At 60.9% G+C, this 11,970-nt stretch carries 11 protein-coding genes; 10 read left to right on the top strand and 1 reads right to left on the bottom strand.

The genetic code is table 11. The features are described 5' to 3' along the window. Positions 1-114 precede the first annotated feature (114 nt). Entirely contained in the window at positions 115-1,569 is a 1,455-nt protein-coding gene (locus tag BM074_RS06295; RefSeq protein WP_091920540.1) for an NAD(P)-dependent oxidoreductase, read from the top strand. 11 nt (positions 1,570-1,580) lie between these two features. Then, positions 1,581-2,891 (top strand): NAD-dependent dihydropyrimidine dehydrogenase subunit PreA, encoded by a 1,311-nt coding sequence (gene preA / locus BM074_RS06290; protein ID WP_091920538.1) that lies wholly within the window; start codon positions 1,581-1,583, stop codon positions 2,889-2,891. 4 nt (positions 2,892-2,895) lie between these two features. Here preA and rutR read toward each other — a convergent pair whose 3' ends face one another. Next, complete coding sequence (rutR, locus tag BM074_RS06285) at positions 2,896-3,549, bottom strand: HTH-type transcriptional regulator RutR (RefSeq protein ID WP_091920537.1); 654 nt, start codon at positions 3,547-3,549, stop codon at positions 2,896-2,898. 216 nt (positions 3,550-3,765) lie between these two features. Here rutR and BM074_RS06280 point away from each other — a divergent pair, with 216 nt between their 5' ends. The 8 genes from BM074_RS06280 to BM074_RS06245 all read left to right on the top strand — a co-directional run bounded on the left by BM074_RS06280 (position 3,766) and on the right by BM074_RS06245 (position 11,953). Continuing rightward, a complete protein-coding gene (locus tag BM074_RS06280) occupies positions 3,766-5,091 on the top strand; it encodes an omega-aminotransferase AptA (protein WP_091920535.1) in 1,326 nt (441 codons plus the stop codon). Between the two features lie 11 nt (positions 5,092-5,102). Further along, positions 5,103-6,350 (top strand): Zn-dependent hydrolase, encoded by a 1,248-nt coding sequence (locus tag BM074_RS06275; protein ID WP_091920534.1) that lies wholly within the window; start codon positions 5,103-5,105, stop codon positions 6,348-6,350. Between the two features lie 3 nt (positions 6,351-6,353). Continuing rightward, complete coding sequence (locus tag BM074_RS06270) at positions 6,354-6,815, top strand: endonuclease domain-containing protein (protein ID WP_091920533.1); 462 nt, start codon at positions 6,354-6,356, stop codon at positions 6,813-6,815. A 47-nt stretch (positions 6,816-6,862) separates the two neighbouring features. Continuing rightward, on the top strand, positions 6,863-8,317 hold the full coding sequence (gene hydA, locus BM074_RS06265; protein ID WP_091920532.1) for a dihydropyrimidinase: 1,455 nt from the start codon (positions 6,863-6,865) through the stop codon (positions 8,315-8,317). After that, positions 8,317-9,156 (top strand): ABC transporter ATP-binding protein, encoded by an 840-nt coding sequence (locus tag BM074_RS06260; RefSeq protein ID WP_081815795.1) that lies wholly within the window; start codon positions 8,317-8,319, stop codon positions 9,154-9,156. Before hydA ends, BM074_RS06260 begins: the two co-directional genes overlap by 1 nt. Further along, positions 9,125-9,628: a GNAT family N-acetyltransferase gene (locus BM074_RS06255; RefSeq protein ID WP_244532740.1), complete on the top strand. Its 504-nt coding sequence runs from the start codon at positions 9,125-9,127 to the stop codon at positions 9,626-9,628. The genes BM074_RS06260 and BM074_RS06255 overlap by 32 nt, the downstream gene beginning before the upstream one ends. Beyond that, entirely contained in the window at positions 9,625-10,500 is an 876-nt protein-coding gene (locus BM074_RS06250; protein WP_091920531.1) for an ABC transporter permease, read from the top strand. The genes BM074_RS06255 and BM074_RS06250 overlap by 4 nt, the downstream gene beginning before the upstream one ends. Positions 10,501-10,852: 352 nt before the next feature. After that, positions 10,853-11,953 carry an ABC transporter permease gene (locus BM074_RS06245; protein WP_091921508.1) on the top strand — a complete coding sequence of 367 codons (1,101 nt, stop codon included), beginning with the start codon at positions 10,853-10,855 and terminating at the stop codon, positions 11,951-11,953. Positions 11,954-11,970: the final 17 nt, after the last annotated feature.

Here is an 11,970-nt window from a genome sequence, read left to right as displayed (position 1 = left end):
GACCTTCTGTCAAAATATGGCATTCTTCCCTTAGAGGAGCCGGACGAACCGGCCCACGAAAATGGCAGCGAACCCTGGGAACCGGACGCGGCCGGAAAGAGGAGATGCGATTTTATGGGATCGATCGATTCTGCAATCCGTGACGTCAGGACCGGACGTCTTCCAGCCGAAGACTATCCGGATGTCTTTTCCGACCTCCATCCGCCTCTGACACGGCACGAGGCTTTCGTTGAATCTGATCGCTGCTATTTTTGCTACGACGCTCCTTGCATGAATGCGTGCCCGACCGGCATCGACATTCCGCTCTTCATCCGCGAGATCAACGCCGACAATCCGACCGGATCGGCCAAGACCATTTTATCGGAGAATATTCTCGGTGGAATGTGCGCCCGCGTCTGCCCGACCGAAACCCTTTGCGAGCAGGCCTGCGTGCGTGAAATCGCTGAAGGCAAGCCGGTCAAGATCGGCCTGTTGCAGCGTTATGCGACCGACCACCTGATGGCGAACGGTAAACATCCCTTCCAGCGCGCAGAACCGTCCGGCAAATCCGTGGCGGTAGTCGGGGCAGGACCGGCAGGGTTGTCTGCAGCGCATCGCCTGGCGATGCGCGGCCATGACGTGACGATCTTCGAGGCCCGACCCAAGGCCGGCGGTCTGAACGAATATGGTATCGCCGCCTATAAGACACCGGATGATTTTGCCCAGAAGGAACTCGATTTCATCCTCGAGATCGGCGGCATTACCATTCAGAACGATAAGGCGCTTGGACGCGATGTAAGCCTCGATGCATTGCATGCGGGCTTCGATGCCGTCTTTCTCGGCATCGGCCTGCCGTCCGTCAACGAACTCGGGCTCGAAGGCGAAGATGCGGCCGGCTGTATCGACGCGGTCGACTACATCTCAGTGCTGCGCCAGAGCGACGACCTTTCGGAAATTGCCGTCGGTCGCGACGTGGTCGTCATTGGCGGCGGCATGACGGCTATCGACGTCGCCGTGCAGACCAAACTGCTTGGCGCCGAAAATGTCATTATCGCTTACCGCCGCGGCCCGGAGCATATGAATGCCAGCGCCTTCGAACAGGAACTGGCGCTGAAGAACGGGGTCATCATCCGCCATTGGCTGCAGCCCCGAGAACTTACTCGCAACGAACATGGCGAAGTCTGCGGCATTACCCTGGATTACACCGCCATCACGGATGGCCGTCTCAGCGTGACAGGCGAAAGCATCACGCTCGCCAGCGACCAGATTTTCAAGGCTATCGGCCAGGCTCCGGCCGCCACCCTTCTGGCAGAGGCAGGCATTGCGCTTTCGCGCGGCCGTATCAGTGTTGACGAGGAAGGCAGAACCTCGATCCCGGGGATCTGGGCCGGCGGCGACTGCGTTGCCGATGGTGAGGATCTGACCGTTGCGGCGGTGCAGGACGGCAAGATTGCCGCCGAATCCATTCATCGCGCCTTGATGCAGAAGCCGGAAAAGGTCACGGGGTTTGTCGAGGCCGTCATGGCCGACAATGCCAAGGCGACCGACAGTACGCATAAATCCAGTCACCCACGCCACGTGGCGGGCTGAAGGAGATCGACATGGCTGATCTATCGACGAATTTCCTCGGCATCAAATCGCCCAATCCGTTCTGGCTGGCTTCGGCCCCACCGACCGACAAGGCCTATAATGTGGAGCGCGCCTTCAAGGCCGGCTGGGGCGGCGTCGTCTGGAAGACCCTAGGTGAGGAGGGCCCGCCGGTCGTCAATGTCAATGGCCCGCGCTATGGCGCCATACACGGGCCGGATCGCCGACTGCTGGGCTTCAACAATATTGAGCTCATCACGGACCGTCCGCTTGAAGTAAATCTCCGCGAAATGACAGAGGTGAAAAAGAAGTGGCCCGATCGCGCCTTGATCGCGTCGATCATGGTGCCGTGCGAAGAGCAGGCGTGGAAGGCGATCCTGCCGCTAGTCGAAGCAACGGGCGCTGATGGCATCGAGCTGAATTTCGGCTGCCCGCATGGCATGTCCGAGCGCGGCATGGGATCTGCCGTCGGCCAGGTGCCGGAATATATCGAAATGGTCGTGCGCTGGTGCAAGCAGTACACCCGCATGCCGGTTATCACCAAGCTGACCCCAAATATTGCTGATATCCGCAAGCCGGCGCGCGCGGCGAATGCGGGTGGAACGGATGCCGTATCGTTGATCAATACGATCAATTCCATCGTCTCCGTCGATCTCGATAATTTCGCCCCGGTCCCGTCCATCGACGGGCGCGGCTCGCATGGCGGTTACTGCGGCCCGGCGGTAAAGCCGATTGCGCTCAACATGGTGGCGGAGATTGCCCGCGATGGCGAAACCCGGGGCCTGCCCATTTCCGGCATCGGCGGCATAACCACCTGGCGCGACGCGGCGGAATATATTGCCCTCGGTTGCGGCAATGTGCAGGTATGCACGGCGGCCATGACCTATGGCTTCAAGATCGTGCAGGAGATGATCTCCGGTCTTTCCGACTGGATGGATTCGCGCGGCTTCAAGACGATCGAGGATTTCCGCGGCCTTGCGGTCCCGAACGTATCGGACTGGCAGTACCTCAACCTCAACTACATCACCAAGGCGCGGATCGACCAGGACCTCTGCATCAAGTGCGGCCGCTGCTACATCGCCTGCGAGGATACCTCACACCAGGCCATCACCTCCATGGTCGATGGGGCGCGGCACTTCGAAGTGATCGATGAAGAGTGCGTCGGCTGCAATCTCTGCGTCAATGTTTGCCCGGTCGACAATTGCATCAGCATGGTGCCGATGACGGCAGGCGTCGATCCGCGCACGAAGCAGCCGATCAGGCCGGACTATGCCAACTGGACGACCCATCCGAACAACCCGATGGCAAAGGTCGCCGCGGAGTAGGGAGCTATCCCCGCGGCTTTATCCCATTGAGGATGATGCTGAGCACCGCCTGCGCCGTCTGTTCGCGAAAGCCCGGACGGCCGACCTGGCTGCCCATGATCGCCCGGACCTGGACATCGAAATCAGCGTAGTGCTGCGTGGTCGCCCAGATCATGAAGATCAGGTGGTAGGGATCGACCGGGGCAAGCTTGCCTTCGCCGACCCAACGGCGAATGACTGTCGCCTTCTCGTCGACGAGCGGCTTAAGATGCGTGGTCAGAAACTCGCTGATCGCCGGCGCGCCATGCAACACTTCGTTGGCAAACAGCCGCGACGCCGCCGGATGGCTCTCCGACATACTGATCTTGAGCGTGATATACTTGCGCAATTGCTCGATCGGATCGCCGTCAGGATCGATATCGGCGAGCGGTGCCAGCCACTCCGCCAGCGTCTCTTCGAGAAGGGTCACATAGATGTTCTGCTTGCGTGGAAAATAATAGAGGAGGTTCGGTTTCGACATGCCGGCTTTCTCGGCAATCTGGTCGATCGTGGTGCCGCGAAAGCCATAGGTGGAAAAAGCGTCGAGCGCGGCGTCGAGGATGAGGCGGCGATTGATTTCCTGTATGCGCGTCGTCTTTTCAGGAACCGCGCCTGCGCTGGTTTTGGCCGCTCTCCCCATGCACCCGCTCTCCTTTCAGACCGCGACAAGATGACAGTTCTGTTGCCGGCCGCCACGGCCGGAAAAACCGACAAAGCGCTTGACCGCTTTCCTATGCTCTTCTAGCCTGCATTTTGACCAACTAGTCAAGTTTTTGATTGTGCCAGACGCACAGTCATCCGGGAACAAAAAACAATCGGCCCCAAACGGGCCATCTGCGATCAGGAGGCGAGTCACATGTCCAAGGCGGCAATGGGGACCAATAATCTCGACGCGTTCTGGATGCCGTTCACGGCAAACCGCCAGTTCAAGCAGGACCCGCGTCTGCTCGTCAGTGCCAAGGACATGCATTTCAAATCGCATGACGGCCGCGAGATTCTCGACGGCACCGCGGGCCTCTGGTGCTGCAATGCCGGTCACGCCCGGCCGAAGATTGTCGAAGCGGTGCAGAAGCAGGTTGCAGAACTCGACTACGCGCCCGCCTTCCAGATGGGCCATCCCAAGGTTTTCGAGCTTGCAGCACGCCTCGCGGCCATGCTGCCGTCGCCGATCGACCATGTGTTTTTCACCAATTCGGGTTCTGAGGCGGTCGATACTGCGCTCAAGATCGCAATCGCCTATCACCGCGCCAAGGGCAACGGCACGAAGGTCAAGCTTATCGGCCGCGAACGCGGCTATCATGGCGTCGGCTTCGGCGGCATTTCCGTCGGCGGCATATCGGGCAATCGCAAGACGTTCGGCAATGCGCTCGGCGGCATCGATCATATTCGCCACACGCATGATCCGGCACGCAATGCGTTTACGCGCGGCGAGCCCGAATATGGCGTCGAATTCGCCGATGATCTCGAACGGGTCATCGCGCTTCACGATGCCTCCAATATCGCCGCGGTCATTGTCGAGCCGGTGGCTGGCTCAACCGGCGTCCTGATACCGCCAAAGGGATACCTGAAGCGCCTGCGTGAAATCTGCACCAAGCACGATATTCTTCTGATTTTCGACGAGGTCATTACCGGTTTCGGCCGGCTCGGTGCGCCCTTTGCCGTGGATTATTTCGGCGTCATTCCGGATCTCGTCACAACTGCGAAAGGCATCACCAGCGGTGTCATCCCGATGGGCGCGGTCTTTGCCACGCGGCAAATTTACGAGGCCTTCATGACGGGCCCGGAAAACATGATCGAGCTTTTCCACGGCTACACCTATTCCGGCCACCCCGTCGCCTGCGCCGCTGCGCTCGCAACCCTCGATACCTATGAGGACGAGGGCCTGATGACGCGCGCGGCTGATCTTGCCGATTACTGGGGCGACGCGCTGCATGCCTTGAAAGGCCTGCCGCATGTCGTCGATATCCGCAATCTCGGATTGATCGGCGCCGTCGAACTCGAGCCGATCGACGGCGCGCCGACGAAGCGCGCCTTCCAGGCGTTCCTCGATTCCTACGAAAAAGGCCTGCTCATCCGCACGACCGGCGATATCATCGCCCTGTCGCCGCCGCTGATCATCAGCAAGGGGCAGATCGAACACCTCTTCGATACGCTGGCCGACGTTCTGAAAAATCTCGCATAGAGGCACGCCCGATGACGCTCACTGGAAATCTCAGGATCAATGGCGACCGTCTCTGGGACAGCCTGATGGAAATGGCAAAGATTGGGCCGGGCCTGCGCGGCGGCAACAACCGCCAGACCCTGACAGATGAGGACGGCGAAGGCCGGCGCCTGTTCCAGGGGTGGTGCGAAAAAGCCGGCCTGTCGATGGGTGTCGATACGATGGGCAACATGTTCTTCATGCGCCCGGGAACTGACACCGACGCTCTGCCTGTCTATGTCGGCAGTCATCTAGACACGCAGCCGACGGGCGGCAAGTTCGATGGCGTTCTCGGCGTGCTTGGCGGGCTCGAACTCGTCCGCACGCTGAACGATCTCAATATCCGGACCAAGCACCCGATTGTCGTCGTCAACTGGACCAACGAGGAAGGCACGCGCTTCGCTCCTGCCATGCTGGCGTCCGGGGTCTTTGCCGGCGTGCTCGACCAGGATTGGGCCTATCAGCGCGAGGATGCCAAGGGCAAGAAATTCGGCGACGAGCTGGAGCGGATCGGCTGGAAGGGCGACGAGAAGGTCGGCGGGCGCAAGATGCATGCGCTGTTCGAATTGCACATCGAGCAGGGTCCGATCCTGGAGGCCGAGGGCAAGGACATCGGCGTCGTCACCCACGGGCAGGGCCTGTGGTGGCTGCAGATTACCCTGACCGGCAAGGAAAGCCATACCGGCTCGACGCCCATGCCTATGCGCAAGAATGCCGGGCTCGGCATGGCGCGCATCACCGAGCTTGTCCATGAGGTCGCAATGGCGCACCAGCCGAGCGCCGTCGGTGCTATCGGTCATGTCGACGTCTATCCGAACTCGCGCAACGTGATCCCGGGAAAAGTCGTCTTTACCGTCGATATCCGCTCGCCCAATATTGCCACGCTTAACGCCATGAAGGCGGAAATCGAGGCGAAAGCAGCCGGGATCGCCAAGGAGCTCGGCCTGGGCATAGAGATCGCGGAAGAAGGCCATTTCGATCCGGTCGCATTCGACGCCGGCTGCGTGACGGCGGTGCGCAACGCCGCCGAGCGGCTCGGCTACAGCCATCGCAACATCGTCTCGGGCGCTGGCCACGATGCTTGCTGGATCAACCGCGTGGCGCCGACGGCCATGGTCATGTGCCCTTGCGTCGACGGTCTCAGCCACAACGAGGACGAGGACATCAAGAAGGAGTGGGCGACAGCCGGCGCCGACGTGCTGCTGCATGCGGTGCTGGAGACGGCGGAGGTTGTCAGCTAAACCATGATTTTGTCGGTGCTGCCCCCCTCATCCGGCCCGGTCAACAAACGCCGGCCCGGTGCCACTCAAAAGGCGAGATTTCTTCGGCGGAGCGAAACAGAGCCCGAATTTCGCTTGTGGAGCGACCTGCGCAACCGGCTGCTGAACGGGTACAAGTTCTCGCGGCAGGTCCCAGTGGGACCCTACGTCTGCGACTTTGTTTGCCGCGCTAGGCGGCTTATTGTCGAACTGGATGGCGCTCAGCCTGCCGATAGCCTGCATGACCACAAACGCACGCAGTGGCTGAACGCTAAAGGCTACTCACTGCTCCGGTTCTGGAATCACGAAATCCTGACCGAGCGCCGGCAGGTGCTGGATACAATCCTGGCAGCGCTTGAAGGACATTATTCGGCTCGATGTGAAATCCTGCGTTTCTATCCCGCGAACAAAACGGCCAACGGGGTTTCGCATGAGGGTGATTTGTAAGATCCAGGCAGGATTGTTCGGAAAAAACCAAAAAGGGGAACGGACACATGGCGACGAAAGTGATCAAGGGCGGTACCATCATCGCCGCGGATCGCACCTACAAGGCGGATGTGCTGATCGATGGCGATACCATCGCGGCGATGGGGACTGACCTTTCGGGCGATGAGGTTATCGACGCCACCGGTTGCTATCTGATGCCGGGCGGCATTGACCCGCACACCCACCTCGAAATGCCGTTCATGGGAACCCATTCCTCCGATGATTTCGACACCGGCACGGCGGCGGCGCTTGCTGGCGGCACAACGATGGTGGTCGATTTCGTTCTGCCCGGGGCCGATGGACTGCTCGCCGCCCTGCAGGACTGGTTCCAGAAGGCGGGCAAGGCGCGCACCGACTATTCCTTCCACATGGCGATCACGGGCTGGAACAAGCAGGTTTTCGATGAAATGCCGAAGGTGGTCGAGCGCGGCATCAATACCTTCAAACACTTCATGGCCTATAAGGGCGCGCTGATGGTGGACGATGACGAGATGTTTGCCTCGTTCACGCGCTGCGCCGAGATCGGCGCTATGCCGCTGGTCCACGCCGAGAATGGCGACGTCGTCGCCCAGCTCCAGCAGAAGCTCCTGGCAGAAGGCAACAACGGACCCGAGGCGCATGCCTATTCGCGCCCGCCGGAAGTCGAAGGCGAGGCAGCCAACCGGGCCATCATGATCGCAGACCAGGCTGGTGTTCCGCTATATATCGTCCACGTCTCCTGTGAGCAGGCACACGAAGCCATTCGCCGCGCCCGCCAGAAGGGCATGCGTGTCTACGGCGAACCCCTCATCCAGCATCTCGTCCTTGATGAAAGCGAGTACAAGAACGAGGATTGGGACTATGCGGCGCGGCGCGTCATGTCGCCGCCGTTCCGCGACAAGATCAACCAGAACGGGCTCTGGGCCGGGCTCGCATCAGGCAGCCTGCAGGTCGTTGCGACCGATCATTGCGCCTTCACCACCGAGCAGAAGCGTTTTGGCGTCGGCGATTTCACCAAGATTCCGAACGGTACCGGCGGGCTTGAGGATCGCATGCCCGTGTTGTGGACGCGCGGCGTCCGCACCGGCCGGCTGACACCCAACGAGTTCGTCGCCGTCACCTCGACCAATATTGCGCAGATTCTCAACATTTATCCGCGCAAGGGCGCAATCCTTCCCGGTTCCGACGCGGACATCGTCATCTGGGATCCCGAGGCCAGCAAAGTCATTTCCGCCACGTCGCAGAAGTCCGCCATCGATTACAATGTGTTCGAGGGCTTCGAGGTCACGGGTCTGCCGCGCATGACCCTGTCGCGCGGGCGCATCGCCTACAAGGACGGCGAAGTTGTCGCCCCGACGGGCAGCGGCCGTTTCGTCGAGCGCGAGGCCAACCCGCCTGCCAACCGCGCACTTTCCACTTGGAAGGAGTTGATGGCGCCGCGTAAGGTGGATCGCGATCCGAAGAACATTCCGGCGGGCGTCTGATGACAGTCGTCGCCCTTAGGCCCAAGGCGAAGACGATGTCCGAAGCGGCACCCAAGAATGTCATTGACGTCAAGGACCTGTCGCTGGTCTTCGAGACCAATGACGGCCCCGTAAATGCGCTCTCCCATATCGATCTTACGGTCAATGCCGGCGAGTTCGTGTCCTTCATCGGTCCGTCCGGCTGCGGCAAGACCACGCTTCTGCGTGTAATCGCCGATCTTGAGCAGCCGACATCGGGCAGCATAACCGTCAATGGCATGTCGCCTTCAGAAGCCCGCCAGAAGCGCGCCTATGGCTATGTATTCCAGGCGGCGGCGCTTTATCCCTGGCGCACCATCGGCGGCAATGTTTCGTTGCCGCTGGAAGTGATGGGCGTGCCGCGCGAGGAGCGCAGGCAGCGTATCGCCAAGAATCTCGACCTCGTGAATTTATCCGGCTTTGAGAAGAAGTTTCCCTGGCAATTATCGGGCGGCATGCAGCAGCGCGCTTCCATCGCCCGCGCCCTGTCTTTCGATCCGCATCTGCTTTTGATGGACGAACCCTTCGGCGCGCTCGACGAAATCGTCCGCGACCACCTCAACGAGGAGCTTCTCAAGCTGTGGGCGAAGACGCAGAAGACCGTCATCTTCGTTACCCATTCGATTCCCGAGGCAGTGTTCCTCTCGACGAAGATCGTCGTCATGAGCCCGCGCCCCGGCCGGATCCATGAGATAATCGATTGCGACCTCGGCAGCGAGCGTACGCTCGACATTCGCGAGACGCCGAAATTCCTCGAGATTGCCCACCGGGTACGGGAGGGGCTGCGCCATGGCCATTCCTACGACGAGGCGCATCTATGACGAGGCTCGCCTGATGATCATCCGGGCGGCCAGATTGCGCGACATGTCGGCCTGCGCGGATATCGTCAACACATGGATCGATGCGACCGACTGGATGCCGCGCGTGCATTCGCCTGATGAGGTGGCCGAATTCTATCGGGATACGGTTTTCGAACGCTTCGAGGTTTTCGTGGCCGACCGCGACGAACAAATCGCCGGCATGGTTGCGCTGGCGCCGGACAACATGGTGAGCGCGCTCTATGTCCACGCGGATGCGCGCCGGCAGGGCGTCGGCAAGGCACTGCTCGACCGCGCCAAGCGTGAGGCGACAGGTCCCGTGCAGCTCTGGACCTTCGTCGCCAACCGGGCAGCCCAGGCGTTCTACAAGCACGAAGGATTTACGGAAGTGCGGCGCACGGAGGGCGACAACGAGGAGCAGCTTCCCGATATCCTCTATGTCTGCCGTGAGGACGGGGTGAGAGCTACGCCATGAATTTCATCCGCAACAGTGTCATTCCGGTCTCGACGGTCCTCTTCGCCATTCTGGTGCTCTGGTACGTATTCGCAGTCATTCTCAATGCGCCATTCGAGCGCGATCAGGCGGCGCGTGCCAATACGACCCTTTCGACGCAGCAACTCATCGCCAATACCATGGCGCAGGAGCGGCCCGTGCTGCCCGCGCCGCATCAGGTGGCGGCGGAAATACGCAAGACCGTCTTCGACATCAGTCCGACCTCGAAGCGCAGCCTCGTCTACCATGGCTGGATTACGCTTTCTTCGACCCTGCTCGGCTTCGCGCTCGGCACGCTGCTTGGCATCCTGCTGGCCATCGCCATCGTCCACTCGCGGACCCTCGACAAGAGCCTGATGCCGTGGATCATCACCTCGCAGACCGTGCCAATTCTCGCAATTGCGCCGATGATCATTGTGGTTCTCAATGCGGTCAACATTACCGGCCTGCTGCCCAAGGCGATGATCTCGACTTACCTCTCGTTCTTTCCCGTCGCTGTCGGCATGGTGAAGGGTTTGCGCTCGCCGGAGATCATGCACCTCGACCTGATGCGCACCTATAACGCCTCGAAAATGCAGGTGTTCTGGAAGCTGCGCTGGCCGGCTTCGATGCCCTATCTATTCACCTCCATGAAGATCGCCGTCGCCATCAGCCTTGTTGGGGCGATCGTCGGCGAGTTGCCAACGGGGGCTGTCGCCGGTATCGGCGCAAGGCTCCTCGCCGGCTCCTATTACGGGCAAACGGTGCAAATATGGGCAGCATTGATTGCGGCGGCGCTGATGGCAGCAGTGCTTGTCAGCCTGATCGGCCTGATTGCAACCCTGGTCAACCGGCGCATGGGGGTGCGGGCATGAGACTGGGCAGGACAAGCATTGGATCGTTGCGCGGCACCGCTTTCATCCTGCCCCATCGCGCGGAGGGTCGTCGCGCAGCGGCGCAGTGGGGGGCTCTGCAGCGATCGGCGGTTGATTGTTGGTTGGGCCTTTTCCCCCACCCCGGATCTCCGATCCGACCCTCCCCACGCCGGGGGAGGGTGGGGCTGCGGCCTTACTTCCCAATGGAGGGCGTGGACTTACACGCGGACGAAAAAAAAGACCGACCAACGCTCGCCGCCGTTCTTACCCTCCCCCGACGTGGGGAGGGTCGCCGCGCAGCGGCGGGGTGGGGGGCGAACCCGCAACCATGTTCCACAATCGGGGTGCGGACATGAAGCGGTCGCCTCTCGCCATTCTCGCCTTCCTGCTTGCGGCTGCATCGCTGGTACTGCCGACCGGCGCGGATGGTCCGGGCGCCCTTTTCTTCGTAGCACCCGCCATCCTCTTCGCAACAGCAGCGGTTGGGCTCTTCGTGGTCCCGTCTCTAACCTCACTGGTTGCCTTGCTGATCCTCGTCCATATCGCGGCGGCATGCCTCATCGCGCTCCTCGGCTCGTTCACGATAAGCGGTCCGGCGATTGGCTATGGCTGCATGGTGGTGTCCGCCTGGCTGCTTGCCTGGCTCGCCGTCCAGCGACTTGCGGCGCTACGCCTCAAATCTGCCGGTGCGCAACGTTTCGTCAATCTCGCGCTGCCGGTGCTCTTCGGCGCCTGGCTGCTGATCCTCTGGGAGATCGTGGTGCGCGGCTTCGGCGTCCCGACCATTCTGCTGCCGCCGCCCTCCATGATCGCAGGGCGCATTGCTGGCTCCGTCCCGACCCTATGGGCAGACTTCCAGCAGACATTCCTCAAGGCCGCGATCGCCGGCTATGCCATCGGCTGCGGCTCCGGGTTCATTGCCGCCATCATCGTCGATCGCGTGCCCTTCCTGCGCAAGGGGCTTTTGCCGATCGGCAATCTGGTCGCCGCCCTTCCCGTTGTTGGCATCGCGCCGATCATGGTCATGTGGTTCGGGTCCTATTGGCAATCGAAGGCTGCGGTCGTCGTCATCATGACGTTCTTTCCAATGCTCGTGAATACTGTCGCGGGTCTCGCCGCCTCTGGCGCGATGGAACGCGACCTGATGCGCACCTATGGCTCCAATTATTGGCAGACCCTCGTCAAGCTGCGCCTGCCCGCGGCGATGCCTTTCATTTTCAATGCGTTGAAGATCAATTCGACCCTTGCGTTGATCGGCGCTATCGTTGCCGAATTCTTCGGCTCGCCCATCGTCGGCATGGGCTTTCGCATATCGGCCGAGGTTGGCCGCATGAATGTCGATATGGTGTGGGCCGAAATTTTCGTTGCGGCGCTCGCCGGATCGCTATCCTACGGACTGATTACACTTATCGAACGGGCCGTCACCTTCTGGCACCCGTCCTACCGTGCATAACAAACAAGAACAGAGGA

The organism is Phyllobacterium sp. CL33Tsu, assembly GCF_900113985.1.
Lineage (GTDB): Bacteria > Pseudomonadota > Alphaproteobacteria > Rhizobiales > Rhizobiaceae > Phyllobacterium > Phyllobacterium pellucidum.
This window is presented reverse-complemented; position numbering and strand designations above follow the sequence as displayed.

Excerpts from the sequence above, each read along its gene's own strand:
- BM074_RS06280 (WP_091920535.1), top strand. The coding sequence starts at position 3,766 with ATGTCCAAGGCGGCAATGGGGACCAATAATCTCGACGCGTTCTGGATG.
- hydA (WP_091920532.1), top strand. The coding sequence starts at position 6,863 with ATGGCGACGAAAGTGATCAAGGGCGGTACCATCATCGCCGCGGATCGC.
- BM074_RS06255 (WP_244532740.1), top strand. The coding sequence starts at position 9,125 with ATGGCCATTCCTACGACGAGGCGCATCTATGACGAGGCTCGCCTGATG.
- BM074_RS06250 (WP_091920531.1), top strand. The coding sequence starts at position 9,625 with ATGAATTTCATCCGCAACAGTGTCATTCCGGTCTCGACGGTCCTCTTC.
- preA (WP_091920538.1), top strand. The coding sequence starts at position 1,581 with ATGGCTGATCTATCGACGAATTTCCTCGGCATCAAATCGCCCAATCCG.
- BM074_RS06260 (WP_081815795.1), top strand. The coding sequence starts at position 8,317 with ATGACAGTCGTCGCCCTTAGGCCCAAGGCGAAGACGATGTCCGAAGCG.
- BM074_RS06275 (WP_091920534.1), top strand. The coding sequence starts at position 5,103 with ATGACGCTCACTGGAAATCTCAGGATCAATGGCGACCGTCTCTGGGAC.
- BM074_RS06245 (WP_091921508.1), top strand. The coding sequence starts at position 10,853 with ATGAAGCGGTCGCCTCTCGCCATTCTCGCCTTCCTGCTTGCGGCTGCA.
- rutR (WP_091920537.1), bottom strand. The coding sequence starts at position 3,549 with ATGGGGAGAGCGGCCAAAACCAGCGCAGGCGCGGTTCCTGAAAAGACG.
- BM074_RS06270 (WP_091920533.1), top strand. The coding sequence starts at position 6,354 with ATGATTTTGTCGGTGCTGCCCCCCTCATCCGGCCCGGTCAACAAACGC.
- BM074_RS06295 (WP_091920540.1), top strand. The coding sequence starts at position 115 with ATGGGATCGATCGATTCTGCAATCCGTGACGTCAGGACCGGACGTCTT.